The sequence below is a fragment of the Streptomyces sp. NPDC051219 genome (assembly GCF_040682335.1).
Taxonomy (GTDB): domain Bacteria; phylum Actinomycetota; class Actinomycetes; order Streptomycetales; family Streptomycetaceae; genus Streptomyces.
Genome location: NZ_JBFBAS010000001.1, coordinates 42,113 through 67,269, shown reverse-complemented (window position 1 = coordinate 67,269; position 25,157 = coordinate 42,113). Strand labels below are relative to the sequence as shown.

Here is a 25,157-nt window from a genome sequence, read left to right as displayed (position 1 = left end):
CGCCGCGCATTGGGCGGGAAGGGGTCGGGCGGGGAGAGCGATGCGTCAGCGGGAGGCATGCGTCAGGCCCGGCGAGGGCTCAGGCGTCGGGGGTCGCGTCAGAGGGTCGCGTCAGGAGCCGGACGCTGGGTCAGGTTTGTGAACGCGTCCAAGTTGCGCGTCGATTCACCCCGCGCCACCCGCCACTCGTACTCCCGGCGGATCGCACTCGCGAACCCCAGCTCCAGCAGCGTATTGAAGCTGCCGTCCGCCGCCTCGAGCACCGTGCCGAGCAGCCGGTCCAGCTCCTCCGGAGTCACCACCGCGAGCGGCAGCTTGCCGGCGAGGTAGATGTCGCCGAGCCGGTCGATCGCGTAACTCACTCCGTACAGACGGAGGTTGCGCTCCAGCAGCCAGCGGTGCACGGCGGCGTCGTTCTCGTCGGGATGCCGGATCACAAACGCGTTGACCGACAGCGAGTGCTTGCCGACGATCAGCGAACAGGTCGTGGACAGCTTGCGCGTGCCGGGGAGCTTCACGACGTAAGAGCCGGGCGTCGGGCTCTCCCACTCCAGTTCGGCGTCCGCCAGCGTCTGTTCGATGACCTTCAGCACGTCAGCCATGGTGCGAGCGTACGCGACGGCGGTGATCGTGCATCGCCGCGGTGTACACGTCCGCCGTGGCCGACGCGGCCGTGTCCCAGCCGAAGGACCGGGCGTGCCGGGCGGCCGCGTCGCCCATCCGCGCGGGGAGGTCCGGGTCGTCCACGAAGCGCCGCAGGGCACGCGCGTAGTCGGCCGGGTCGTGGCCGGGGACGAGCAGTCCGCTGACCCCGTCGCGCACGGCCACCGGCAGGCCGCCGACGGCGGCTGCCAGGACGGGCGTGCCGGCTGCCTGGGCTTCTATGGCGACCAGACCGAACGACTCGCTGTACGAAGGCATGACCAGGACCGACGCGGCACGGAACCAGTCGGCGAGCTGGTCCTGCCCGACGGGCGGGTGGAAGCGGACGAGATCGGCGATGCCGAGGCGGGCGGCCAGCTTCTGCAGGCCCTCCGGCTTGGCCAGGCCGCTGCCGCTGGGGCCGCCGACGACCGGCACGACGAGTTTCGTACGGAGCGAGGGGTCCTGCCCGACCAGCATGGCGGTCGCCCGGAGCAGGATGTCCGGGGCCTTCAGGGGCTGGATGCGGCCCGCGAAGAGCGGGATCAGGGCGTCGGCGGGCAGCCCGAGGCGGGCCCTGGCGGCGGCCCGGCCGTCGCCCGGGCGGAAGCGGTCGAGATTGACCCCGGGGTGGACGACCGCGACCTTGCCGGGGTCGGCCTCGTAGTGGCGGACCAGCTCGTCCGCCTCCTCCGCCGTGTTGGCGATGAGACGGTCCGCGGCGTGCACGATCTGGGTCTCGCCGATGACGCGCGCGGCCGGCTCGGGGGTGTCGCCCTCGGCGAGCGCGGCGTTCTTGACCTTGGCCATGGTGTGCATGGCGTGGACAAGTGGAACGCCCCAGCGTTCGGCGGCGAGCCAGCCCACATGACCGGAGAGCCAGTAGTGGGAGTGGACGAGGTCGTAGTAGCCGGGGCGGTGGCCGGCCCAGGCCTGCATCACTCCGTGGGTGAAGGCGCACAGCTGGGCCGGGAGGTCCTCCTTGGCAAGGCCCTCGTACGGACCGGCGTCGACGTGGCGGACCAGGACACCGGGGGCCAGCTCGACCAGCGGCGGCAGGCCGCCGGTGCTGGACCGTGTGAAGATCTCGACCTCGACGTTGATGGCCGCGAGGCGCTTGGCGAGCTCGACGATGTAGACGTTCATGCCGCCCGCGTCGCCCGTGCCGGGCTGGTGCAGCGGGGAGGTGTGCACGCTGAGCATCGCGACTCGGCGCGGCTTGCGGTGACCGCCGGAAAGCCGCAGCCGGGGCGGGGCGGCGAGCCGCCCGCCGAGCCGGGACACGTACTGGCTCACGTGGCGGGTCCTCTCGCTCGGGGCGGGCATGACAGACGGCGGGCATGACAGGGAAGGGCGCGGAAGCCCTTCACAGACCCCAACCGCCGGAGCCCTGTCTCGCATTTCCGCTTTGCCAAAGCATTACCGGGGTGGACTCGACCATCGCGCGCACCGACGCGCTGCGCGTGGCATGCCGTCCGGGTCGCCGGCGCAGCGCGTGGGATCCGGGCGGGACGGGAGTGGGGCCACGACCGCCTACCCTCATTGGATGGCCCCCCGCACCCCTCCCCAGCCCTCGGCGCGCCCTGGGCTCCCTGTGGGCACGGTGACACGCGGGACCACCAACCCCAACCGCCTGCGCCGCATGGACCGGTGGATCGCCGCCACCCACGGAACGGCGCTGCGCGGCTGCGCCGACCCCGTGGCCGTCGACCTCGGGTACGGGGCCGCTCCCTGGACTGCGGTGGAGCTGCTGGGCCGGCTGCGGACCACGGTGCCGGCAACCCGCGTGGTGGGCATCGAGATCGACCCGGCGCGCGTCGCGGCCGCGAAGCCGTACGAGCGCGAGGGTCTCGCATTCCGGCACGGCGGCTTCGAGGTTCCGCTGGAGGGCGCCAAGGCCCCTGTGCTGATCCGGGCGGCGAATGTGCTGCGCCAGTACGACGAGGCCGAGGTGGCCGCCGTGTGGGAACGGCTGCGCGCCCGGCTGGCCCCGGGCGGACTGCTGGTGGAGGGGACCTGCGACGAGATCGGGCGCCGGCACGTCTGGGTCGCGCTGGGCCAGGAGGGCCCGCGCACTGTGACGTTCGCCACCCGGCTGGGTTCCCTGGAGCGCCCGTCGGACCTGGCGGAGCGTCTCCCGAAGGCGCTGATCCACCGCAACGTGCCCGGCGAGCCCGTGCACGCGTTCCTGCGCGACTTCGATCGCGCCTGGGCGGCCGCGGCCCCGTACGCGTCGTTCGGGGCCCGGCAGCGCTGGATCCGCTGCGCGCGCGACTTGTCGGCGGACTGGCCGCTGACGGACGGTCCGGGGCGGTGGCGGCAGGGGGAGATCACGGTCCGCTGGGAGGCTCTTCGGCCCGCTCCCGCCGGCTGACGGAGCGTATGCCGCCCCCTGAGGGACCGGGCCGGTCACAGAACCTGACGGGGCCGGTCACCGGGGCGTCGGACACCTCCAGCAGAATGGTCCGAGAACGAGTCCGCCGGGCGGGAACGCCGGACAGCCACCGGCCGTTTCACGATCACGCGGGGAGGGGCTGTCGGTTTCGGCGGAGTCGTGGCACCATCCCGGAGTCGATGCGAAGTTACTGACGGTAAATCACATTCGGCTGCCGACCCACGTGTCCGGAGGGGGACCTGTGAACCGACGCCGCGGCGCCACCGCACTCACTCTTGTCTGCGCGATGTCACTGCTGGCCGCCCCTGGCCTGGCGCACGCCGCGCCGAAGCCCAAGGCACCCAGGTCGCTCGAAGAAGTCCGCAAGGAGATAGACAGCCTCTATCACAAGGCTGCGGCCGCCACCGACGCGTACAACGCCGCGGAGGAGCAGGCCGATAAGCAGTCGGCCCAGATCGTCGCGCTGGCGAAGGCGATTGTCGCGGGTCAGGGCAAGATCGAGAGGCTGAAGGGCTGGGCCGGCGCCGCCGCCCGCGCGCAGTACCGCGCCGGCGGACTGCCTCCCGAGGCCCAACTTGCCCTGAGTGACGACCCGCAGCAGTTCCTGGACGGGGCCGGCCGCATCCGCCAGGGCGAAAAGGCGACCAAGAACCTTCTTGCCGAACTCGCCCGCACACAGGACGACTTGCAGACGTACACCCAGAAGGCCGGCGACCACTGGCAGACCCTCGAGGCCAACCGGCTGAAGAAGGAAGCGGCCAAGCGGCAGATCACCAAGCAGATCGCCGAGGCCAAGGCGCTGGAGTCCACGCTGGAGGCGAAGGAGCGGGCGCGGCTGCTCCAGCTGGAGCGCGACGCGCAGTTCAAGGCACAGACGGCCTGGCTGGACTCCGGAGTCCTGAAGGACATCAACAGCAAGGCCAGCGAGCAGGGCAGAAAGGCCGTGCAGTTCGCAACGGCCCAGATCGGCAAGCCGTACGAGTGGGGCGCCGAGGGCCCGTCGACGTACGACTGCTCGGGCCTGACCTCGCAGGCGTGGGCGGCGGCGGGCCGGGGCATTCCCCGGACCTCGCAGGAGCAACTCCGGCTGCTGCCGAGGGTGGACGTGAAGAACATGCGGCCCGGCGACCTGATCATCTACAACAAGGACGCCAGCCATGTCGGGATGTACATAGGCGACGGGGCAATCGTGCACGCGCCGCGCCCGGGCCGGAACATCACCATCGCGGGCGCGGGCTCGATGCCGATCCTGGCGGTGGTCCGCCCGGACGCGTGACCGCGCGCGGCAGCAGTGTGTGCTGAGCCTCCCTGCCCGGTGTGACCGGGCAGGGGGAACGGGCAGCCCCCGCGGGATGTCGAACCGGACGCGCCGAGGAAGAGCGGCCGCCGGGGTACCGGGCTCCCGCTGCGATCTTTCCGGGGTCAACCGGACAGCCAAGGCCGACCCGCCGCCCGGGTGAACGAACCGGACGGACCGACGGCGGGCCTGGCGGCCGCAGGTGCGGTCGGACCGGTTCGATGAGCCACCAAGCCGGCCCGTCTCCCGGGTGAACGAGGCATCGCCGACGGACGGCCGGGGTGGCCTGCTGCCGAGGTGATCGGACCGGCGAGCGCGGACGACCGCCAACGGCCTTCGGGAGCGGCTCCCGGAGGCTTGTCGATCACGGCTTTTTCGTGATGTTCGTCATCCCCCGACACGCCCTTTCCCAACGGATGCGGCATATGACGGGGGCGGATCTTCCTTCGCCATTCCGCATCTGCGGCCGCTAACGCTATGGTCCCCGTCTGGCGGAACGTGGATCTGCGCTCCGCCGACCCTCGGGGGGAGGGAAGGAAACCGAGACGATGCCCGTACCCGTACCGCGGCAGAGGGCCATCCCGGCCGCGGAGAGCGGTCAGGCCGGCCTGCCGCAACAGGCCAGAAGTACCAGTGACTCCGGCCTCACACTGCTGGTGATCGAGGACGACCCCACCGGCGCCTTCACCGTCCCGGAAATGCTCGACGCCGAGGGCAAGCGGATCCGTATTCGCACCGCCCGCAACCTCACCGAGGCCGAGCGGCTGCTCACCGACGACGTCCACTGCATCCTGCTCGACCTCGACCTGGAGCTGCCGGGCAGGCCGGCCACGCCGGGTACCGGCACCGGATCCACCCAGAGCACCAGCACCGGACCCGGACTCGGCACCGGCAGTGCCACCGCCACCGGCCACGGGCTGGACACCCTGCGGAACGTCCTTCGGATCGCGCCCCGGCACGCCGTCCTCGCGCTCGCCGGCCAGGCCGACGCGGAGCGCGCCGCCGAGGCGGTGCGCGTCGGCGCCCAGGACTACCTCTTCCGCGACGAGCTCGACGGGCGGCTGCTCAGCCGCGCCATCCGGTTCGCGGTTGAGCGCAAGCGCGCCGACACCGCCCAGTACAAGCTCGCCGAGTCCCGGCTGCGCGCCCAGGAGAACGCCCGGCTGGAGCGCGGGCTGCTCCCCACCCCGCTGCTGCACGGCTCCGACCTGCGCTTCGCCGCCCGATACCGGCCCGGCCGCAGCAGGGCCCTGCTCGGCGGCGACTTCTACGACACCGTTCGCACGCCGGACGGAACGGTCCACGCGATGATCGGCGACGTCTGCGGCCACGGCCCGGACGAAGCCGCTCTGGGCGTCGAACTCCGCATAGCCTGGCGCGCCTTGACCCTCGCCGGGCTCTGCGGCGACGAGCTGCTCTCCACGCTGCAGCAGGTCCTCGAACACGAGCGGGACAACGAGGAGATCTTCGCGACCCTCTGCACGGTGGACATCGCCCCGGACGGCCGCCGGGCCGGACTCTGCCTGGCCGGTCACCCCGCCCCGCTGATAGTCCGCCCGGGACGTCCCGCCCAGCTGCTCCCGTACGACGACAACGGACCCGCCCTGGGCTTGCTGCCGCGCGCCCGCTGGCCGCGCCGTCAGGTCGAGCTCGGCGGTTCATGGAGTCTGATGTTGTACACGGACGGCCTCATCGAGGGGCGCGTCGGAGCGGGCACCCAACGCCTGGGCCAGGACGGAATGGTCGAGATGATCAACCGTCAGCTCATACAGGGTCTTGGTGGCGAGGAGCTGCTGGAGGCCGCAGTGGCGCAGGTGCGCGAGCTGAACGGCGGCGAGCTGACGGACGACGTGGCCGTCCTGCTGCTCGACCGCGGCCGCTGACGACGGTTACCCCCTGCCGGGGGTTCCTGGGCTGCTGGGGCTCACTGGGGCTCAGCGCCCGCCGTTGTACGGCCCGTACGGCCCATCGCTGCTGCTGCCGCCCCGCCGGGGGCCGCCACCCGACACCTGCTTGAGCGCGGGCCGGACGTCGACCATGAAGACGATGCTGGCGATCAGGCCGGCGATCTGCAGGAACAGCAACGGCAGCAGATTCACCACGACCGCCAGGCCGAGGATGATCAGCCAGAACGGCTTGGTCTTCTTGTCTGCAGCTCGGTAGGCGTCCTCACGCGCCGTGACCGCGAAGAAAAACGCCACCACGGCCATGGCAAGCATGGCCAGGCTGAGCAGCCAGAGCAGAGTGCCGAAACCCTCGAGCAACATGCCGTGCACCACCTAGTCAGTCAATGAAGCGCCTCGCGGCCAACGTACCCGGAGAACGAACCGGGCACCCACAGGGTGCCCGGTTCGTGTACTTCCGCTGCCGCCTAGTTGTCGGCAGACGACGTGGTCTTCTTGGCCACCGGCTTACGCGGAGCGGCCTTCTTCGACGGCGCCGGCGCCGGAGCGGCCTTGGCCTCGGCCGGCTTCTCGTCGGCCTTCCCTTCGGCCTGCGGCCGGGCGTCCGGCTCGACGGCCACGGCGATCTCGGCGATCTCGTCGGCAGCCTCGCCGCGCCACGCCCGCACAGTCTGCTCGCCGTGCTCGGCGACCTTCTCGTACGCCTCACGGGCCTTGACCGCGTACTCCGCGGCCATGCCCACGCTGCGCAGTGCGAGGTCCTGAGCGGTCTCGCCCAGCTTCTTCAGGTCGGTGTCGATCGTGCCGAACACCTCGTTGACCTTGGCGGTGACGGTGGCCTGCGCCTCCTTGGCCTGCGCGGTCACCTTCTCCTGTACGACCTTGGGGTCGGTGTTGCGCACGGCCTCGATACGGCCGGGGGCCTCGGCCTGGATCTTCTCGATCAGCGCCGGGACCTTCTTGGCCTGCTGGACGGCGAGGTCGGCGGTGCCGGCGGCGAAGTAGAGGGGAGTCGGGTCGGTGAGGGTCTTACGCAGGTCATCGGTGATGGCCATGACTGTGGTCCTCCCGGATCGCAGTTCGGAGTTCAGCTTGAGGGATGTGCTGCATCACTGCCGCCGGCCGTGCGGGGGCCGTCAGCGGCGGTGTCGTGTCCGGCGTCCTGAGCCGTGTCGAGCCCGTTCTCCTTGCGGAAGGACTCATAGATCTGGAGCAGCACCTGCTTCTGCCGCTCGTTGATCGTCGGGTCGGCGAGTATGACCCCACGTGTCTCGACCTCGTCCCGGTCCCGCTCGTCGAGAATCCCGGCCTGCACGTACAGCGTCTCGGCGGAAATCCGCAGCGCCTTGGCAAGCTGCTGCAGAATGTCCGCGCTCGGCTTGCGCAGACCGCGCTCGATCTGGCTGAGATACGGATTGGACACCCCTGCGGCGTCGGCGAGCTGCCGCAACGAGAGCTGGGCGGTACGCCGCTGCTCGCGCAGATACTCACCGAGATTGCCGACGTTCAGTGATGCCATGCTCCGATGGTGCAACATTTCCGCTAACTATTGCAAGCACCTGCTTGCAAAAGTGCGCCACTTCACCCGAACCCCACCCAGGAGAATCTGCGAGGGACCAACGAGACGTGTTGAGGTGGGACGAGTGGCGGATACCTCAGGGCCTGAGCACGTCGAGGACATGAGCGGAGCAGGCCGGCCAGAGCGGACGCGGAGTGGGTGGGGGCCGGCGGGCACTGGGCAACTCCGGTGCGACGTGGCACGATCGCGCAGGTGACCAGCAGACCCGCCGCGGCGCAGCACCTGCGCGACCTCGCCCGGCTGCGCCGTGTTCGCGACCGGATCGACCGGGAGTACGCGCAGCCCTTGGACGTCGAGGCGCTCGCCCGCGGCGCACACATGTCGGCGGGGCACCTCAGCCGGGAGTTCCGGGCCGCGTACGGCGAGTCGCCGTACAGCTACCTGATGACGCGACGCATCGAGCGCGCGATGACGTTGCTGCGTCGCGGCGACCTCAGCGTCACCGAGGTCTGTTTCGCGGTCGGCTGCTCGTCGCTGGGTACCTTCAGCACTCGCTTCACCGAGCTGGTCGGCGTGCCGCCCAGCACCTACCGGCGCCAGGCGGCGAGCGCGACGGCGGGGATGCCGCCGTGCGTGGCGAAACAGGTGACCAGACCGATCAGGAATCGAGAAGCGGCGCCACCGAGCCGCAGCTAGCGTGACCGCCATGGACATCACCATTCACGCGAGCTTCCTCCCGCACAACGACCCGGACGCCTCGCTGGCCTTCTACCGCGACACCCTCGGCTTCGAGGTCCGCAACGACGTCGGATACGAGGGGATGCGCTGGATCACAGTCGGCCCCGCCGACCAGCCCGGCACGTCCATCGTCCTGCACCCGCCGGCGGCCGACCCCGGCGTCACCGACGACGAGCGCCGCACCATCGTCGAGATGATGGCGAAGGGCACCTACGCCGGCATCCTCCTGGCCACCGCCGACCTCGACGGCACCTTCGAGCGGGTGCAGGCCGGCGACGCCGAGGTCGTCCAGGAGCCGACCAAGCAGCCGTACGGCGTTCGCGACTGCGCCTTCCGCGATCCCGCGGGCAACATGGTCCGCATCCAGGAGCTGCACTGAGCCGTCCGGCGATCGCAGTCATGACCTGCACAGACGGCACCGTGACAGAGCCCGCGCACGACGCCGGTGGCGGCCTGGTGGTCACCGTCACGGACCCCGATGGCAACGTCCCCGAGCTGCTTCACGACCGATGAGTGCTGCCGCCCCCCGCTCCCGCGCTCGGCGTGGTCACGTCGCGACGATCTCGCGCCACCCCGGCCGAGACCGCCGATCAGGTAGACAGTGGACCGTTGCCGCGACCGCGCCGACTTAGTACAACCTGGCGTACTGCTCGAAGCTGGTCAGATCGAGCCAGGCGACGCCGACGGAGACCGCGAAGGCGGCCCGCCCAACAGATGGAGAAACGATGAGCATGGCCCCGAGGACGGACACGCAGTCGCCTGCGCTGCACGCTGCCGACAGCCACGAGATGATCCGCGTGCACGGCGCGCGCGAGAACAACCTCAAGGACGTCAGCATCGACATTCCCAAGCGCCGGCTGACGGTGTTCACCGGCGTCTCCGGCTCGGGCAAGAGCTCGCTGGTGTTCGACACGATCGCCGCGGAGTCGCAGCGGCTGATCAACGAGACCTACAGCGCCTTCGTGCAGGGCTTCATGCCGACGCTGGCACGGCCCGAGGTCGACGTACTCGACGGGCTGACGACCGTGATCAGCGTCGACCAGCAGCGGATGGGTGCCGACCCCCGCTCCACGGTCGGCACCGCCACCGACGCGAACGCCATGCTGCGCATCCTCTTCAGCCGGCTCGGGAAGCCGCACATCGGCCCGCCCAGCGCGTACGCCTTCAACGTCCCGTCGGTCCGGGCGAGCGGTGCGATCACCGTCGAGCGCGGTGCCAAGAAGGCGGTGAAAGCGACCTTCAGCCGCACCGGCGGCATGTGTACGCGCTGCGAAGGCCGGGGCACGGTCTCCGACATCGACCTCACCCAGCTCTACGACGACTCCAAGTCGATCGCCGAGGGCGCGTTCACCATCCCCGGCTGGAAGTCGGACAGCTGGTGGACCGTGCGGACCTACGCCGAATCGGGCTTCCTCGACCCCAACAAGCCGATCTGCAAGTTCACCAAGAAGGAGATGCAGGACTTCCTCTACCGGGAGCCGACCAAGGTGAAGGTCGAGGGCGTGAACCTCACCTACGAGGGGCTGATCCCCAAGATCCAGAAGTCGTTCCTGTCCAAGGACAAGGAGGCGCTGCAGCCGCACATCCGGGCGTTCGTGGAGCGGGCGGTCACCTTCACCACCTGCCCGGAGTGCGATGGCACCCGGCTCAGCGAGGGAGCCCGGTCGTCGAAGATCAAGGGGATCAGCATCGCCGACGCCTGCGCGATGCAGATAAGCGACCTGGCCGAATGGGTCAGCGGCCTCGACGAGCCGTCGGTGGCGCCGCTGCTCGCCACGCTGCGGCGCACCCTCGACTCGTTCGTGGAGATCGGCCTCGGCTACCTCGCGCTCGACCGGCCGTCGGGCACGCTCTCGGGCGGCGAGGCGCAGCGCGTCAAGATGATCCGCCACCTCGGCTCCTCGCTCACCGACGTCACCTACGTCTTCGACGAGCCCACCATCGGCCTGCACCCCCACGACATCCAGCGGATGAACCACCTGCTGCTGCGGCTGCGGGACAAGGGCAACACAGTGCTCGTCGTGGAGCACAAGCCGGAGGCGATCGCGATCGCCGACCATGTCGTCGACCTCGGCCCCGGCGCCGGTACGGCGGGCGGCACCGTCTGCTTCGAGGGCACCGTCGAGGGACTGCGGGCCGGCGGCACCGTCACCGGCCGCCATTTCGACGACCGGGCCTCCGTCAAGGACACGGTGCGGAAGCCCACCGGCACGCTGGAGATCCGTGGCGCGACGGCGAACAACCTGCGAGACGTCGACGTCGACATCCCGCTCGGGGTGCTGGTCGTCGTCACCGGCGTCGCCGGCTCCGGCAAGAGCTCGCTCGTGCACGGGTCGCTGCCGAGGCAGTCGGGGGCCGCCGGCGAGGGTGTGGTGTCGATCGACCAGGGCGCGATCCGCGGCTCGCGACGGAGCAACCCGGCGACGTACACCGGGCTGCTCGACCCGATCCGCAAGGCGTTCGCCAAGGCCAACGGCGTGAAGCCGGCGCTGTTCAGCGCCAACTCCGAGGGGGCCTGCCCCAACTGCAACGGTGCCGGCGTCATCTACACCGACCTGGCGATGATGGCCGGCGTCGCCAGCACCTGCGAGGAGTGCGAGGGGAAGCGGTTCGAGGCATCGGTGCTGGAGTACCACCTCGGCGGCCGCGACATCAGCGAGGTGCTCGCGATGTCGGTGACCGAGGCCGAGGAGTTCTTCGGCGCCAGCGAGGCGCGCACGCCGACCGCGCACAAGATCCTCGACCGGCTCGCCGACGTCGGGCTCGGCTACCTCACCCTCGGCCAGCCGCTCACCACGCTGTCCGGTGGCGAGCGGCAGCGGCTCAAGCTGGCCACGCACATGGCCGAGAAGGGCGGGGTCTACGTTCTCGACGAGCCGACCACCGGCCTGCACCTCGCCGACGTCGAGCAGTTGCTCGGCCTCCTCGACCGGCTCGTCGACTCCGGCAAGTCGGTCATCGTCGTCGAGCACCACCAGGCGGTCATGGCGCACGCCGACTGGATCATCGACCTCGGCCCCGGCGCCGGCCACGACGGCGGCAAGATCGTCTTCGAGGGCACACCCGCCGACCTCGTCGCCGCCCGCTCCACCCTCACCGGCGAGCACCTCGCGGACTACGTCAGCAACTGACCGAGGATCTCGCAGGTGCCGACGGCGCAGCCGCACTTCCCGTTCGGCCCGTACGCAAATTCCTCAGTCGACGTGCTGTTCAGGGCACTACTGTCCTCGGCTGTGACCGAACCGACTCATCTGCGTGCCACTCGGGCGGCCTACGACACCGTCGCCGTCGACTACTCCAAGCTTGTCCGCAACGAACTACGTCAAGGAGGACATGAAGGGCGGCATCATCGACCGGTTCCGCTCCAAGGACGTCGGCGGCACCTCGGTCATCGCCGGCCACATGGCGGCCAGCGCCGCCCGTAACGTCGTCGCGACGGCCCTGGTTCTCGGCGTCGCGTTCCTGATCGGCTTCCGCCCCTCGGCCTCGGCCGCGGCATGGCCGGCCGCGCCGGCCCTCCTGCTCGCATTCATCGTCGCCGTCTCGTGGCTCTCGGCGGCCATGGGGCTGCTCGCCAAGTCTCCGGAGGCCGCCGGCGGTTTCACCTTCTTCATGATGTTCCTGCCGTACCCGAGCAGCGCCTTCGTCCCCATCGAGACAATGCCCGGCCGGCTCCACGGCTTCTCCGAACACCAACCGGTCACCCCGGTGATCGAGTCCCTGCGCGGCCTGCTCCTCGACCAGCCGGTCGGCAACACGCCCTGGATCGCACTGGCGTGGTGCGCGGGAATCCTGGCGGTGGCGGTGGCGCTGTCGGGAGTGCTGTTCAGGAAGCGGACCACGTAGGGTCCGCACGCCGGGTGCGCCGCCAGGCGACGAGAGCCGATTGGACCTGCCACACGGTCGGCACGGACTCGATGTCCAGCGGCTCCTCGGCACGCGCCAGCACGTTTTGCAGCTTCCGTGCCGTATTGAGCGACGAATCCGGATCCGGATCCGCGCCAAGCGTGAGAGCGGCTCTGATGACATCTGTGTAGACGGACTGCGCACGCTTGAAGTCGAGCAGCCGCGGGAGATCCTCCTCCCAGCCCTTGGAGCTTCCCCCTCTGACCGCTTCGACCGCGTCCTGCCAGCGCCTGGCCACGGCCATCGCCTGGGAAGGGGGATAACGCATCAGATACAGGTGGCTGGCAAGGTCGTAGAGCGGATCGCCGAACATGGCCAGTTCCCAGTCGATCGCCCACAGTTGATCGTGCTCGTCGATGACGAAGTTTTCCCGGTGCAGATCACCGTGCAGAAGACAGAAGGGCCGGCGGCTGAGACCGGACACCCGCTTTCTGAGCCGGTCCAACCCGTCGGACGGAACTCTCAGCGCCTCGAACAGGGTGCCGTAGTTGTCGAGGTGCTCCCGGAATACCCGCTCCTCGGTGAAGAGGATCAGCCGCTCGAGAAACCCGGACGTATCACGGTTCTCCGGACGGTCCTCCATGTCACAGCGGCGGGCAACGGACAGCATGTCGGGCTGTACGGCGATCAACTCACCGAAAAGCTGCATAAGCTGATCGACGTACCGAAAGGGAATCGCTTCACCTGACCTGAAGTAGAAACCGAGGGTGCGCCCCTCGATAAATCTCTGCAGCCCGAAGCCTTCGACATCGATGATCTCCGGAATGCGGGTGACGTGGCCGGCGAGGGCACGGATGAGTGCATCTTCCGAGTCGAAACACCGCCGGTCGAACCAGAGCAGACCCTTGCGGGGTTCCCGGCATTTCAACCGGACCTGCCCGGCGGCGCCGCCGCTGGAGGGCAGCGGGAAGACATAGGTCTCGTGGTGGTAGCCCTTGAGCGGCCCCTCCACCACCTGCTCGTTCCGGCTCACCTGGCCAGGGTTCCGCCGATTCTCGGTTGCCGGTTCGGCTGTCACGGCCCGCACTCTCGCTGGGTTGACTCTCGCCTGCTGGATCGTGGCCCGGATTGGTGCCGATGATGCAGAAGGGCAGCACGGTACTACTTCCCGCAGCGCAGACATCGTTTTTGGCGGGAATTTGACCGGCGTATCGCCTCTACGAGCGTACCCATGCGCGCATGTACGACCGCCTGGCGGCCCCCGAACGCGTTCCGGCCACGGTGTATACGCGTCATCGAGTCTCCGCGTCGGTCCGGTCGCTCCTCCGTCATGCCCGGCCACCCGTCCGGACGATGTCCAGGATCGGCTGCAGCGAGTCCACCACGCTCTCCGCGCCCGCGTCGTACAGCCTCTTCGCCCGTTCGTCGTCCCGCGCGTAGCCCAGGAACGGTACTCCCGCCTGCTGCGCCGCCTGCAGGTCGGACGGGGTGTCGCCGATCATCAGCGACGTGGCGGGGTGCGCCCGCAGGGACTCCAGGGCGCGGTTGAGGCAGTCCGGGTCGGGCTTCAGCAGGTGCAGCTGAGTGCTGCGGCCATGGATGTGCGTACCGAAGCATTCCCGTAGGCCGCGGCCCGTGAGGTAGCGCTCCACCACTCGCGGCGAGTTGTTCGTCGCTATGGCCAGCCGGGCACCGGTGGCCAGCCAGGTGCGTATCAGCGGGTCGACGTGCGGAGTGGGCCAGGCGGTGTCCGTGGCCTGCAGTTCCTCGCCGGTGAGCAGCTCCTCCAGCGCCTCCACGAGGTCGCTGCCCGGATGGAGGCGGTCGACGGCCAGCAGTACGGCGTGGGGGTCTCCGGACAGGCGGTCCTCGTCGGTCAGCAGTACGTGCTGCCCGCGTTTCTCCAGCCAGGCGACCAGCCGGTCCGCCACTTCGTCGGCCAGGTGGCCGGCGAAGAGACGGCAGATGGGGCCGTCGAAGTCGAAGAGCACGTGCTCCGCTCGCGAGACCAGAGTCCGGAGCTTTTCGGCGGATGATGCCGCTTGTTCGGTCGGCGTCGTATCAGAAGTCACTAGGCGAGTGTCAGGTCCGACGCGATCGTGTTCCAGAGGGCCTCGAACCACTTCTGCGACTCCTCCACGAACGCCTGGTCCTGTGCTCCCGCATGCTGCTCGAAGGAGAAGAGCAACGACTGGGTTCCGAGCGTGTCGTACAACTCCACGGCCGTGTCGCCGATCTCCTCCTCCCGCTTGGTGACCTGGTAGTACGCGAAGAGCGCCTCGCGGCCGTTGAGGACGTAGAGCTTCACCGGCGGGGTGAAGGGCAGCGCCCGGAACGACACCGTGACGTCGATACCGTGCGAGCGGCGCAGCGCCAGCAGGTTGTGGCGCAGTACCTGCCCCTGCGAGTTGCGCATGGCCAGCCATCGGTCGTGCACCGGATTGTCGCCGGTGGAGCCGCCCGACGGCCCCGCGACGGCGATGGGGAACGCGAGCTCGATGTCCCGGCTCGGCAGCAGGACGCGGACCTCCACGCGCGCCGGCTTGATCCGGCCCGCGTGGATCAGGCGCAGCGGTTCGCCGAGTGCCAGCATCAGGGATTCCGAGGTCAGACTGATGGCGTCGATCCGGACGTCGGGCACCGAGAAGGCTGTCGCTATCCGAGGAGCGAGGGCGACCATCGTCGGCTGCGGCTCTTCGCCCGCGGGCGCCGTGTGGCCACTGGCGCGATCCGCGATGCGGGCCGGCGCGCCCCGCGCGACATCGGTGAGCAGGCCCGCGTCCTGGAGGATCCGGAGCGCGTGGCGGATGGTGCCGCGCTCCACGTGGAACTCCTCGGCCAGCTCCGCCTGGGTCGGCATCCGCTCGCCGGCCCTCAGCTCACCTGCGTCGATGCGGGCACGAAGAACGTCCGCCACGTCCTGGGACGAGCGCTTTCTGCCGTTCAGTGCCGGGCTCTCCTGGGTCACCAACAAACCGTACAACTGAGCGCCAGCCAATGGGAGTTGTTTGTAAGTTGTTTATGGATCGCAACCAAGTGGGGACAACTTCAGTGTAGTTGGCTGCCAACTTTCGATCTGGCCGCAGAGCCGCCCGTCCACCGATGTACGGGCATCACCCGCGCCTGAAGAACCGAAGGGGGAACACCATGCCCGCCATCGCACTTCTCGCCGCCCTCCTCGCCATCGGATTCGAGCAGCTCATCGAATGGCGGTACGGAACCATCGGAGTCATCGGCCTGTTCCTGCTGGCAGTCGGCGTCAAGGCCAAGAACCCCACCTGCGCCGGCATCGGCGCCGCCGTCCTCGCCGTCCAAGTGGCCGGGCCCTCCGCCTAGGCACCTCGGGCCCAGGCACCTCCGCCTGGGGCGGCTCGGCCTAGAAACTGAGGTCCAGCTCCGAACTGATGGTGTTCCAGAGTGCGTCGAACCAGAGCTGGGACTGCTCGACAAAGGTCGTGTCCCGCAGGCTCACACCACTCTGGGCGAACGCGAAGAGCATCGACCGCGTCCCCTGGGTGTCGTACATCGCCAGGGGCTCGTGGTCGATCTCCTCCTCCCGTCGGGCGACCTGGTAGTACGCGAAGAGCGCCTCGGTGTTGTTGAGCAGATACAGCTTCACGGGCGGCGTGAACGGCAGCGCCCGGAAGGCCACACGGACGTCGATGCCGTGCGAGCGGCGCAGGGACGTCAGATGGTGACGCAGGACCCGGCCCTGCGCGTTGCGCTGCGTCAGCCAGCGCCGGTGTACCGCATCACCGTCGGCCGCGTCCTCGACCGGGGTCGGGAAAGCCAGCGTGATGTCGCGGCTCGGCACCAGGATCCGGACGTCCACCCGTGCCGGTGCGAGGTGTCCGGCGTGGATCCGGCGCAGCGGCTCGCCGAGCGCGAGCGTCAGCGTCCCGGCGGTCAGGCAGAGCGCGTCGATCTCCACATGGCGGGCGGCGAAGGCCTCATTGACACGGGGAGCCAGACCGGCGGTGGCCGGCTGCGGCCGGGCGTCCCCCGCCGCGTACCCATGGGCCGGACGATCGGCCACCCTCGCCGGGCTGCCCTTGGTCACGTGCGTGAGCAGGCCCTCGTCCTGGAGGATCTTCAGCGCCTGCCGGACCGTGCCCCGCTCGACCCCGAATTCCTCGGCCAGAAGCGCCTGCGTCGGCATACGGTCACCCGGCCGCAGGGCCCCCGACCTGATCCGGTCCCGCAGCGCGTCGGCCACGCCGAGCTCTTTGACGCTCACAACCAAACAGTACAACCACCGGCCATCTTTGGGGAGTTATTGAGGAGATGGTTATAGCGGATCTCGAACAGGGGACAACTTAAGAGGAGTTGGCAACCAACTCGCCGTACACCCAGGGAGGGACCGCAATGCCGCTCATCGCTCTCCTCCTCGCCGGCCTCGCCATCGCCCTCGAAGAAGTCATCCAGTGGCAGTTCGGTGCCATGGGCCTGGTCGCCGTCGCCCTGCTCACCGTCGGCGTCAAAGCCAAGAACACGGCCTGCCTGAGCATCGGGGCCGTGGTGCTGGTCCTGCTCGTCCAACCGGTTCTCGGCTGAGCCCTCAGAAGATGTCCGGGCACCAAGGGCGCCTCGGCGTACGGAACAAGGCGTCCGCCACCGCCGCCGCGCCCTTGGACTCCTCCGTGACCCGGCCCAGCGCCGCGAGCCGGACCGCCGACTCGTCCCCGAGGTACAGCGCCCCCAGCTCCGCCACCCCCAGGGCGAGGTCCGCCGACTCGGTGGTCCGCGCACAGACCGTCCCCGTCGGCGAGGCATCCAGGCGGAAGCGTCCTCCCGCGAGCCCCGCCGGATCCTCGATCTCCAGGACGAGAGTGCCGGGTACGGGGTACGTACGGGCCTCCAGTGCCCGTACGACATCGAGCAGCCTCACCCAGAGCAGGTCCGCGTGTGTGACGACGCGGGCCGCGCGCGGATCCGGCAGCAGCAGCGGAAGCAGATCGTCCGGGGCACGGAATCCGGACCGGACCCTGGCGATCCAGTCGACCGAACAGAGGAAGTGCCACAGAGCACGCTCAGCGGCCGGCGTCACCGCGATCATGTCCAGCACGGTGGCCGTGTTCTGCGGGAGCTTGCTGTCGCCCCAGTTGTCGTCGGCCTTGTAGGCGAGCAGCCCCTCCACCGTGCCGCCCGCCGCGTCTGCCGAGCGGTATACCGCATAGAACGGCTCGGTCCATGGCCGGCCGGGCATGCGGTCCAGGCCGGTGCTCGAATTCCAGGCACGCTCGTCTCGATCGACCACGCCGTGCTGGAAGGCCCTCAGCCGCTCGTGGAGTGCGGGGCCGGTCTTGCGTACCTCCGCGCCGTCCACGAGGTCGACCCGTCCTCCGTCACCCGGACCCGACCAGCGCGGGTCGAGCCCCGCGCGCGGAACGTCGACCTCCCACTCGGTGGTCCAGGCGGCCGGACCGTACCCGTACCGCCCGTAGATCGGGTATTCGGCGGCGATCAGCGTGGACACGATGTCCCCGCGCTCTTTCGCCGCTGCCAGGTCCGCGGCCATCATCCGGCTGAGCAGCCCGCGGCGGCGATGCGTGGGCGAGACCGTCACGTTGGTGACGGCGCTCGCGGGCAGTGCCGCCCCGCCGACCGCTGTGAGCTGCTGGGTGAAGGACCGGAAGGTGGCGACACAGCGGCCCGCATCGAAGGCCCCCTGCGTCCGGGAGAGATCGGTGTGCGCCCTGCGGGCCTCCACCTCCTCGTCCGTGACCAGCGGCGGCCGGAGGAAACCGGTGTTCAGCGCGCGCAGCCAGTCCGGGAACTCGGCATGGGTGACGGTACGGACGTCAAGGCTCATACGGCCACGCTAGGCGAGGCGCCTCAGAAGGTCGCTCGAATTTCGCCAACCCTGTGACCTCCGCCCAGCAGCGGCACATCGGCGATCCGGTCCACCACCGGGCCATCGACACCCAGCAGCGTCAGGGCCCGCGCCAGCACCGGGCCCAGCGCGCGTGCCGAGCCGTCGTCGATCTTGAACGCCAGCGCCCGGCCGTCCGCGAGGGCGACCGCCTGAACCGCCTCCGCGCCCATCTTGGACAGGGCGCCCGGCACCTCGCGCATCAGCCATGTGTCGGCACGGCGGGTGCCCGCGACGTATTCGGGGTGTGCCCGCATCGCGTCGGCGACCTGCCGCTCGGGCGCAGCCGGGTCCGCGAGGACGAAGTACCGGAAGGCGCGGGCCAGACCGGTCAGGCTGATCGCCATCAGCGGGGCACCGCAGCCGTCCGTACCGACCGCCGCGACGCGCTCGCCGGACGCGGACTCCACCCCGGTGCGCACCAGCTGCTGCAGGGGGTGGCCGGGGTCCAGGTAGGAGTCGCGCGGCCAGTCGTTCAGCACGCAGGCGGCCAGCATCGCGGTGTGCTTGCCGGAGCAGTTCATGGTGACGCGGTCGGGGACCCCACCGGCCGCTACGTACGTCTCGGCCTCCGCCCGGTCCAGCGGCAGGTCCGCCGGATTCCGCAGATCGGCGGCGGACAGCCCGTGCTCGGCCAGCATCTTGTGTACGAGGTCGAGGTGGAAGCCCTCCCCCGAGTGACTCGCGGCAGCCAGTGCCAGCCGCTCACCGCTGAGCCCGAGCCCGGCCCGCAGCGCCGCGGCCGCCTGCATGGGCTTGTTGCTGGAGCGCGGGAAAACGGGCCGGCTCACGTCGCCGAGCGCCAGCTCCACGCCCCCGTCGGCGGACAGCAGCACCAGAGAACCCCTGTGGTGGCCCTCCACGAAGCCGGACCGTACGACTTCGGCGAGGACCGGGGGTATCGCGGATTCGGTGCTGGTCATCGTCGGCCTTCCCATCCGGGGTCACGCAAGCAGGTCGTCCACCTGCGCTTCGCCCTCACGGTACCTGCGGGTGATTTCCGCGCTGCACTCGTCGGCCGTGCGCTGCAGCAGCTGGCGGCGCCGCGAGACCTGCTGTTCGTACCGGACGAGCCGCCCCATCGCGCTGTGCAGCTCCTGGTCGGTACGGGCGCCGAGGTCCGACAGCTCGACGTCGGCGAGCATCTCGGCGGCCAGCACCCGGTACTCCTCGCTGTGCGGGGTACCGAGCGTGACATGCCGGGCCGAACTCCGGTGGCTCGACGGCGCGTCGGCGAGGATCTCCGAAAGCCGGTCGACCACCGGCACCTCGGGACTCGAACGGCGGGCCAGTTCGGCGCGCAGGATGTCGATACGGCCCTGCAGGAGCCGCCGTACGTAACTCAGGTCGGCCTCGTGCCGCGTCGACTCGCGGCGCAGCGCACGCAGCTCGGGCAGCCGGAGTACGGCGAGATCGTGCGGCGGCGGCTCGGGCAGCGAGCCGCCGGTCCGTTGCGCGGGTGGTCGTGCCGCGGTCGTACCGGCCGTAGGTACGGGACCGGGGGGCTGCCCGGTGCCAGATGTACTCATGCGTCTTCCGTCCCCTCGAACGGTGCTTGGGGGGTCTCCCCGGGGCCCGAAGGGCCGAGGGGAAGCACCGCCTGCATGCATCGTGCCACTCTCCGTGGCGCGGACGCAGGCGCACTGCCCCGGATCGGCCCCGGATGGCCGCACGGCATGATGTCCTCATGCGTGCAGTGGTACAGCGGGTGGACGGCGCGAGCGTCGTCGTCGGGGGCGAGCCCGCGCCGGAAGTGGTCGGCGAGATCGTCGGCGAAGGATTGTGTGTGCTGGTCGGAGTGACCCACGCGGACACGGCGGAGAAGGCGGCGCAGCTCGCCCGCAAGCTGTGGTCGCTGCGCATCCTGGAGGGCGAGAAGTCCTGCTCCGACGTGAATGCGCCCTTGCTGGTGATTTCGCAGTTCACTCTCTACGGGGACGCACGAAAGGGCCGCAGGCCCACGTGGAACGCCGCCGCACCCGGCGACATGGCGGAGCCACTGGTCGACGAGGTGGTCGCGCAGCTGCGGGCACTGGGCGCCCAGGTGGCTACGGGCCGGTTCGGTGCGGACATGCGCGTCTCGCTCACGAACCACGGCCCGTTCACGGTCCTGATCGAGGTCTAGACCGAGGTGGGTTCCTAGGGGCTCCAGACGAGAGACCCTAGGGCTCGACCACGACTTCCTGGGCCGCCGCCGTGGTGTCGGCGATCAGCGCGGCGTCCAGCGGGACATTGCGCTTGACCAGAGCCAGCGCGATCGGGCCCAGCTCGTGATGGCGGGCCGACGTGGTGATGAACCCCAGCTGGCGGCCCTCAGGGCCGTCCGCCGCGAGCCGGATCGGTGTGCCGTGGCCTGGCAGGTGGACCTCGCTGCCGTCCAGGTGCAGGAAGACCAGCCGCCGCGGCGGCTTCCCCAGGTTGTGGACACGTGCGACCGTCTCCTGGCCCCGGTAGCAGCCCTTCTGCAGATGGACGGCCGTACCGATCCAGCCCAGCTCGTGGGGGATCGTGCGGTGGTCGGTCTCCAGGCCCAGCCTCGGCCGGTGAGCCTCGATGCGCAGGGCCTCGTACGCGAGAATCCCGATCGCGGGCTTCGCCGGGCCGGCCGCGAAGGACTCCAGCTCCGCGCGCGGCAGGAAGAGGTCCCGGCCGTGGGCGGTTTCCCGTACGACGGTGCCGTCGGGAATCGGGGAGATCGACCCGGCCGGCAGATGGAGGACGGCGAAGTCCTCCGTCCGGTCCGCGACGTCGACGCGGTAGAAGAATTTCATCGACTCCAGGTAGGCGGTCAGCGCCTCCTGCGTACCCGGCTCGACGTGCATCCAGACCGTCGTACCGTCGTCGACGAGATAGAGCGCGTGCTCGATGTGCCCGTGGGCCGAGAGGATCAGCGCCTCGGTGGCCTCCCCGGCGGGAAGCTCGCTGACGTGCTGGGTGAGCAGCAGATGCAGCCAGCTCAGCCGGTCGTCGCCGGTGACGGTGACGACGCCGCGGTGCGAGAGGTCCACGAAGCCGGTGCCGTCGGCGAGGGCGCGCTGCTCCCGGAACAGATCGCCGTAGTGGGCGGCGACACCTTCGTCGCGTCCCTCGGCGGGAACGGCGCCGGGCAGGGACAACAGGGGGCTGCGCATCGAATGTCGCTGCATAGGCGTAAGCGTACGACCTGCCTACGGCTGACCCGTCGTCGCCTTGGCGGCGCAGCTGCGGCAGCGCCCGAAGATCGCGAAGTGCTTCATGTCCGTCTCGAAGCCGAAGGTGTCGCGCAGCTTCGCGGTGAAGCCGGCCGCGACCTCGATATCGGCCTCTATGACGTTCGTACAGTCCCGGCACACCAGGTGGATGTGGTGGTGCCGGTCCGCGAGGTGGTACGTCGGGGCTCCGTGGCCGAGGTGGGCGTGAGAGACCAGCCCCAGCTCCTCCAGCAGCTCCAGGGTCCGGTAGACGGTGGAGATGTTCACGCCGGAGGCGGTCTTGCGCACCTCCCCCAGGATGTCGTCGGGGGTCGCGTGCTCGAGGGTGTCGACGGCTTCGAGGACAAGCTGCCGCTGCGGGGTCAGCCGGTAACCGCGCTGCCGCAGATCGCTCTTCCAGTCGGTACTCACCACAGGCCCAGTGTAGGCAGGCGTGAGGGGGATCACCGGAGCCTGCGGTGATCCCCCTTCGCGTACGCGCTCGGCGGGCTCAGCGGAAGAAGGCGATCCCGTCGTCCGGCAGGTCGCCGAGGTCCTTGGCCCACGACGCGACCTCTTCGGGCGAAACGACCTTCTTCAGGTGCGCCGACATGTAGGGGCGCAGCGGGACCTCCGGGGTCGCCTTCTCGCCCACCCACATCAGGTCGCTCTTCACATAGCCGTAGAGGCGCTTGCCACCGGCGTACGGGCCGGCGGCCGCGGTACGGGCGACCGCGTCCGTGGCGAGGTCGATCTGCGGCTTCTGGTGGGCCAGCTCGCCGTACCAGACCTCGACGACGCCCTGGTCGCGGGCCATGACGACCTCGACCTTGCGCTCCTTGTCGATCCGCCAGTAGCCGGACTCCGACTCCAGCGGCTTGACCTTCTTACCCTCGGCGTCGAGCACCCAGGAATGCGAGACGTACTCGATGAAGTCCCGCCCGTCGTGGCTGAAGACGACCTCCTGGCCGAAGTTGCACTTCTCCGACCCCGGGAAGTCGGAGACGCCGGCGCCCTCCCAAGTGCCGAGAAGGAATGCGAGGGGGACGAGGTCCGGGTGAAGGTCGGACGGAATCTCGATCATGGGGTGCTCAGGCGATCTCTAGAGGGAAATGGTCAGCGCTGACCCTGGTACAGCTTCTTCACGGCCAGGACGGTGAAGGCGAGTACGCCGACGCAGACCAGGACCAGCAGGGAAGTGAAGACTGCCTCAAGCACGGGGTGCTCCTCGGACGATGTGTAGGGCGGCGGTACGGAACCGGGCCCCAGCTTAGTCGCCTGGGGCCCGGTGCTCACTCTGAGGTGGCCGGCTGTCAGCCCAGGAGCTGGTTCTGCAGGACGACCGCCTGGTGGAAGGGAACGGCGTTGGCCGTGCCCTTCTTGGACTGGACGACGAGGGCGAGCGTGTCGCCCGCGCTGATGTACGCGTGACGGACGTGGGCCGCACCGTACGGGGCGGCCTCGTCGTACACGTCGTTCAGCGTGGACGGGGAGGACGCCTGCGAGTCCCAGTCGGCGTCCAGGGGTGCGGTGTCCTCCACCCCAAGAACCGGAAGGTCCGCCTCCGCCCCGCCGTCGAGCTGGCCGTAGAACGCCCCGGCGTATGCGACGGAGTGGAACCGGAGCAGGTAGATCCGACTGGTCGTGCCGTCCGGCATCGTCCAGCCACGGGCAACGACATGGCGCAGACCGCCGTCGGCGAGATCCTGCTTCATGTCCTCCCGCTCCTCCTCGGCGTACTCGGCGAGGAAACGGTCGACCGGAACCCGGTTGCCTTTGCCCTGCAGGGCCTTGTCCGGCCTGGCACCCTCCGGCGCCGGGAGCAGCAGCTGCCCCAGATCGGCGTAATGGATCTCGCCGGGGTTGTCCTCGGCGAACGGCAGTTTCGCGCCCGGCGGCAGGGCTGGCTTAGCCAACTTCGGGTAGACCCACCGGCCGTCGTCCTTGGTCCCGAGTCCCGGGACATCCGTGCGCTCCTGCGCGGCGATGCCGTACGCGGCACCGCTGCCCAGCACACCGAAGACGAGCACTGCGGCCGTCCAGCGCATGGCGGCGCGCAGTCGGCGCCGGTCACGCTTCGGCGCGGGCTCCTCCGGCGGATCGGCCGGCGGATCGGCAAGTGGCTCGGCCGCCGGATCGACAAGCGGATCGGCCGCCGGGTCGGCCGACGGCACCGCGAGCGGGTTCCCTTCGGGTTCGGCTGCCTGGAGCACGGGAGTGGTCGGATCGGTCACACGAGCTCCCCGGGAGTTTCCAGATGGTCGAGCTGCTTGCGCAGCAGTTCCGCAGCGCCGGAGGTGTTCATCGGCATCGGTCCGTACGCCTCCAGGCTGATCAGCACATCGCCCTGGTAGGCACTGCAGAACATGACGTCGAGCTTGTCCTCGGAGTCCTTGGGCGTGAGAAAGCACTTGGCGTTCTTGAAGCCCTTGACGGCCGGGCCCTTGCGGAAGATACCGAGTGCATCGGCGAACTCGCTCTGGAACGCCGCCAGTTTCCGGCCGTCCTTGGCGTTCTCGATCTGGGCCAGCCGCATCTCGACGATCAGCTGCCCGTCCACGGCGTCGCGGTAGCTGCGCATCGCGAGACCCTGCAGCCGCAGTTTCTCGATCGCCTTGTTGCGCTTCTTGCGCTGGTCGGATGGCAGGCCGCGCGAGCCCTCCTTGAATTCCGCCACGGCCTGCTTCTTGCCGAGGACCGTGTCGTTCCCGTGGTTCTCGATGTCCGGGCCCAGCTCGAAGCCGAACGGCACCGGCATCAGACGGCTGCCAAGGCCCTTGAGCGGTACGGGCGTGGCCGGCTTGGCGGCGTCGGCGTCCTCCGCCGGCTCGGCCCAGACAATCGTGGGCGCGGTCCGGTCGGCGTCGCCCAGCCTGTCCAGCGCCCAGACACTCCCGCCCGTGAGGACGGCGAGCCCGAGGGCGGCGGACACCGCGGCCACCAGCTTGCGCCTGGGGCGGCGGCGTGGCGCCTGTGGTTCTACGGGGATGGGGCCCAGGGGCTCCGGCGTGGTCACAGGCGCTCCAACTGACGCTTGGCGAGAGCCATGACGGCCTTCTTCGAGATCGGACGGGAGTTGTTCCAGTAGTGGATCTCCATGAAGACGTCGCCACGCTGCGCGAGCGCGCGGGCCGCGTACAGCGGCTTGTAGCCCGCCTCCCGGTGCGGCTCGTCGTAGACCCAGACCCGTCCGTTGCCGCTGCCCGGGATGACAGTGCCGGCATTGCCGGCGTACTCCTTCCCTGGCATGTAGCGCTGCTGGTCCTCGTTCATGTTCAGCGCTTCGGGCCGCTTCGTGTCCCGGAACTGGACCAAGGAGATGACGACCGAGACCTCGTCGCCCTCGCGCCAGGAGGTCGAGGCGATCCGCCGGAGGTCATTCATGGCGAAGGAGCGGAGCATCCAGGCCGGGTCCTTGTACTCGCGCGCATACTCGTCCACGCTCACCCAGCCGTCGATACCGAGCCTCAACTCGTCGGCCTTCGCGCCCTTCGGCTTCTTCACCAGGAGATCCCGAAGGTCACCGTCGGTCTTCACCCAGCGATGGGCGGACACCGACCGGGCAGTCGTCCGCGCGTCTGCCGGCACCACCTTCGACGCGCGCAGATCCGGCTGCGACAGCGCCGGCAGCGGTGTCGGCTCGCGGTCGTACTGGATGGCGTAGCCGGTGACCGTGCCCGCGAGCACGCCGAGCACCGCCGCCCCGGCGACGATCAGGGCCGTACGGCCTCGTACGCGCGGTTTCCGCGGTTCGGGCACTATCTGTTGATCTTG

27 protein-coding genes and 1 pseudogene are annotated in these 25,157 nt (G+C 69.7%); 10 read left to right on the top strand and 18 right to left on the bottom strand.

Annotated features, from left to right (window positions below; all coding sequences use genetic code 11):
• Positions 1 to 98: 98 nt before the first annotated feature.
• A complete protein-coding gene (locus tag AB0M62_RS00355) occupies positions 99 to 602 on the bottom strand; it encodes a YbjN domain-containing protein (RefSeq protein WP_366071819.1) in 504 nt (167 codons plus the stop codon).
• Entirely contained in the window at positions 595 to 1,938 is a 1,344-nt protein-coding gene (mshA, locus tag AB0M62_RS00350; RefSeq protein WP_366071818.1) for a D-inositol-3-phosphate glycosyltransferase, read from the bottom strand. The genes AB0M62_RS00355 and mshA overlap by 8 nt, the downstream gene beginning before the upstream one ends.
• Before the next feature lie 298 nt (positions 1,939 to 2,236).
• Here mshA and AB0M62_RS00345 point away from each other — a divergent pair, with 298 nt between their 5' ends.
• The 3 genes from AB0M62_RS00345 to AB0M62_RS00335 all read left to right on the top strand — a co-directional run bounded on the left by AB0M62_RS00345 (position 2,237) and on the right by AB0M62_RS00335 (position 6,217).
• Positions 2,237 to 3,016, top strand: a complete 780-nt coding sequence (locus tag AB0M62_RS00345; RefSeq protein ID WP_366072224.1) for a class I SAM-dependent methyltransferase — start codon at positions 2,237 to 2,239, stop codon at positions 3,014 to 3,016.
• 262 nt (positions 3,017 to 3,278) lie between these two features.
• Positions 3,279 to 4,313, top strand: coding sequence for a C40 family peptidase (locus AB0M62_RS00340; protein WP_366071817.1), 1,035 nt, complete (start codon positions 3,279 to 3,281; stop codon positions 4,311 to 4,313).
• A gap of 569 nt (positions 4,314 to 4,882) precedes the next feature.
• Positions 4,883 to 6,217, top strand: a complete 1,335-nt coding sequence (locus AB0M62_RS00335; RefSeq protein ID WP_366071816.1) for a fused response regulator/phosphatase — start codon at positions 4,883 to 4,885, stop codon at positions 6,215 to 6,217.
• Between the two features lie 51 nt (positions 6,218 to 6,268).
• On the opposite strand, the gene AB0M62_RS00330 is transcribed toward AB0M62_RS00335, so the two are convergent.
• The 3 genes from AB0M62_RS00330 to AB0M62_RS00320 form a co-directional block, all read right to left on the bottom strand.
• Positions 6,269 to 6,601 carry a DUF2516 family protein gene (locus AB0M62_RS00330; protein WP_366071815.1) on the bottom strand — a complete coding sequence of 111 codons (333 nt, stop codon included), beginning with the start codon at positions 6,599 to 6,601 and terminating at the stop codon, positions 6,269 to 6,271.
• Between the two features lie 104 nt (positions 6,602 to 6,705).
• Positions 6,706 to 7,293: a hypothetical protein gene (locus tag AB0M62_RS00325; RefSeq protein WP_366071814.1), complete on the bottom strand. Its 588-nt coding sequence runs from the start codon at positions 7,291 to 7,293 to the stop codon at positions 6,706 to 6,708.
• Positions 7,294 to 7,325: 32 nt separating this feature from the next.
• The gene (locus AB0M62_RS00320; protein WP_366071813.1) at positions 7,326 to 7,757 is read right to left on the bottom strand and encodes a helix-turn-helix transcriptional regulator; all 432 of its coding nucleotides are present in this window, start codon (positions 7,755 to 7,757) and stop codon (positions 7,326 to 7,328) included.
• A 252-nt stretch (positions 7,758 to 8,009) separates the two neighbouring features.
• Here AB0M62_RS00320 and AB0M62_RS00315 point away from each other — a divergent pair, with 252 nt between their 5' ends.
• The 4 genes and pseudogenes from AB0M62_RS00315 to AB0M62_RS00300 all read left to right on the top strand — a co-directional run.
• Positions 8,010 to 8,453 (top strand): helix-turn-helix transcriptional regulator, encoded by a 444-nt coding sequence (locus AB0M62_RS00315; protein WP_366071812.1) that lies wholly within the window; start codon positions 8,010 to 8,012, stop codon positions 8,451 to 8,453.
• 10 nt (positions 8,454 to 8,463) lie between these two features.
• A complete protein-coding gene (locus AB0M62_RS00310) occupies positions 8,464 to 8,874 on the top strand; it encodes a VOC family protein (RefSeq protein WP_366071811.1) in 411 nt (136 codons plus the stop codon).
• A gap of 352 nt (positions 8,875 to 9,226) precedes the next feature.
• The gene (locus tag AB0M62_RS00305; protein ID WP_366072223.1) at positions 9,227 to 11,626 is read left to right on the top strand and encodes an excinuclease ABC subunit UvrA; all 2,400 of its coding nucleotides are present in this window, start codon (positions 9,227 to 9,229) and stop codon (positions 11,624 to 11,626) included.
• Positions 11,627 to 11,816: 190 nt separating this feature from the next.
• Positions 11,817 to 12,341, top strand: a pseudogene (locus AB0M62_RS00300) (ABC transporter permease); the annotation flags it as partial.
• Here AB0M62_RS00300 and AB0M62_RS00295 read toward each other — a convergent pair.
• From AB0M62_RS00295 to AB0M62_RS00285, 3 genes are all read right to left on the bottom strand, one after another.
• Complete coding sequence (locus AB0M62_RS00295) at positions 12,322 to 13,374, bottom strand: aminoglycoside phosphotransferase family protein (protein ID WP_366071810.1); 1,053 nt, start codon at positions 13,372 to 13,374, stop codon at positions 12,322 to 12,324. The pseudogene AB0M62_RS00300 and the gene AB0M62_RS00295 sit on opposite strands and share 20 nt — an antisense overlap.
• Before the next feature lie 295 nt (positions 13,375 to 13,669).
• Positions 13,670 to 14,413 carry an HAD-IA family hydrolase gene (locus AB0M62_RS00290; protein ID WP_366071809.1) on the bottom strand — a complete coding sequence of 248 codons (744 nt, stop codon included), beginning with the start codon at positions 14,411 to 14,413 and terminating at the stop codon, positions 13,670 to 13,672.
• On the bottom strand, positions 14,413 to 15,315 hold the full coding sequence (locus AB0M62_RS00285; protein ID WP_366071808.1) for a GntR family transcriptional regulator: 903 nt from the start codon (positions 15,313 to 15,315) through the stop codon (positions 14,413 to 14,415). The genes AB0M62_RS00290 and AB0M62_RS00285 overlap by 1 nt, the downstream gene beginning before the upstream one ends.
• A 173-nt stretch (positions 15,316 to 15,488) precedes the next feature.
• Between AB0M62_RS00285 and AB0M62_RS00280 the strand changes: the two genes are divergently transcribed.
• The gene (locus tag AB0M62_RS00280; protein ID WP_366071807.1) at positions 15,489 to 15,677 is read left to right on the top strand and encodes a hypothetical protein; all 189 of its coding nucleotides are present in this window, start codon (positions 15,489 to 15,491) and stop codon (positions 15,675 to 15,677) included.
• A gap of 40 nt (positions 15,678 to 15,717) precedes the next feature.
• On the opposite strand, the gene AB0M62_RS00275 is transcribed toward AB0M62_RS00280, so the two are convergent.
• Positions 15,718 to 16,557 carry a GntR family transcriptional regulator gene (locus AB0M62_RS00275; protein ID WP_366072222.1) on the bottom strand — a complete coding sequence of 280 codons (840 nt, stop codon included), beginning with the start codon at positions 16,555 to 16,557 and terminating at the stop codon, positions 15,718 to 15,720.
• 149 nt (positions 16,558 to 16,706) lie between these two features.
• Here AB0M62_RS00275 and AB0M62_RS00270 point away from each other — a divergent pair, with 149 nt between their 5' ends.
• Entirely contained in the window at positions 16,707 to 16,895 is a 189-nt protein-coding gene (locus AB0M62_RS00270; RefSeq protein ID WP_366071806.1) for a hypothetical protein, read from the top strand.
• A 4-nt stretch (positions 16,896 to 16,899) separates the two neighbouring features.
• On the opposite strand, the gene AB0M62_RS00265 is transcribed toward AB0M62_RS00270, so the two are convergent.
• Genes AB0M62_RS00265 through AB0M62_RS00255 form a run of 3 tightly spaced genes read right to left on the bottom strand, consistent with a single transcriptional unit; the run spans position 16,900 to position 19,742 of the window.
• Positions 16,900 to 18,153 (bottom strand): GNAT family N-acetyltransferase, encoded by a 1,254-nt coding sequence (locus AB0M62_RS00265; protein WP_366071805.1) that lies wholly within the window; start codon positions 18,151 to 18,153, stop codon positions 16,900 to 16,902.
• 23 nt (positions 18,154 to 18,176) lie between these two features.
• The gene (locus tag AB0M62_RS00260; RefSeq protein ID WP_366071804.1) at positions 18,177 to 19,136 is read right to left on the bottom strand and encodes an asparaginase; all 960 of its coding nucleotides are present in this window, start codon (positions 19,134 to 19,136) and stop codon (positions 18,177 to 18,179) included.
• 21 nt (positions 19,137 to 19,157) lie between these two features.
• Positions 19,158 to 19,742: an ABC transporter substrate-binding protein gene (locus AB0M62_RS00255; RefSeq protein WP_366071803.1), complete on the bottom strand. Its 585-nt coding sequence runs from the start codon at positions 19,740 to 19,742 to the stop codon at positions 19,158 to 19,160.
• Between the two features lie 158 nt (positions 19,743 to 19,900).
• Here AB0M62_RS00255 and dtd point away from each other — a divergent pair, with 158 nt between their 5' ends.
• Positions 19,901 to 20,338, top strand: coding sequence for a D-aminoacyl-tRNA deacylase (dtd, locus tag AB0M62_RS00250; protein ID WP_366071802.1), 438 nt, complete (start codon positions 19,901 to 19,903; stop codon positions 20,336 to 20,338).
• A 37-nt stretch (positions 20,339 to 20,375) separates the two neighbouring features.
• Here dtd and AB0M62_RS00245 read toward each other — a convergent pair whose 3' ends face one another.
• The 6 genes from AB0M62_RS00245 to AB0M62_RS00220 all read right to left on the bottom strand — a co-directional run bounded on the left by AB0M62_RS00245 (position 20,376) and on the right by AB0M62_RS00220 (position 25,142).
• Positions 20,376 to 21,344 carry a folate-binding protein gene (locus tag AB0M62_RS00245; protein ID WP_366072221.1) on the bottom strand — a complete coding sequence of 323 codons (969 nt, stop codon included), beginning with the start codon at positions 21,342 to 21,344 and terminating at the stop codon, positions 20,376 to 20,378.
• Positions 21,345 to 21,380: 36 nt separating this feature from the next.
• Positions 21,381 to 21,818 carry a transcriptional repressor gene (locus AB0M62_RS00240; RefSeq protein ID WP_366071801.1) on the bottom strand — a complete coding sequence of 146 codons (438 nt, stop codon included), beginning with the start codon at positions 21,816 to 21,818 and terminating at the stop codon, positions 21,381 to 21,383.
• Between the two features lie 76 nt (positions 21,819 to 21,894).
• Entirely contained in the window at positions 21,895 to 22,467 is a 573-nt protein-coding gene (locus AB0M62_RS00235) for an FABP family protein (protein ID WP_366071800.1), read from the bottom strand.
• A gap of 229 nt (positions 22,468 to 22,696) precedes the next feature.
• On the bottom strand, positions 22,697 to 23,617 hold the full coding sequence (locus tag AB0M62_RS00230; protein ID WP_366071799.1) for a hypothetical protein: 921 nt from the start codon (positions 23,615 to 23,617) through the stop codon (positions 22,697 to 22,699).
• The gene (locus AB0M62_RS00225) at positions 23,614 to 24,399 is read right to left on the bottom strand and encodes a hypothetical protein (RefSeq protein ID WP_366071798.1); all 786 of its coding nucleotides are present in this window, start codon (positions 24,397 to 24,399) and stop codon (positions 23,614 to 23,616) included. Before AB0M62_RS00225 ends, AB0M62_RS00230 begins: the two co-directional genes overlap by 4 nt.
• Positions 24,396 to 25,142: a hypothetical protein gene (locus tag AB0M62_RS00220; RefSeq protein ID WP_366071797.1), complete on the bottom strand. Its 747-nt coding sequence runs from the start codon at positions 25,140 to 25,142 to the stop codon at positions 24,396 to 24,398. The genes AB0M62_RS00225 and AB0M62_RS00220 overlap by 4 nt, the downstream gene beginning before the upstream one ends.
• Between the last annotated feature and the right edge of the window lie 15 nt (positions 25,143 to 25,157).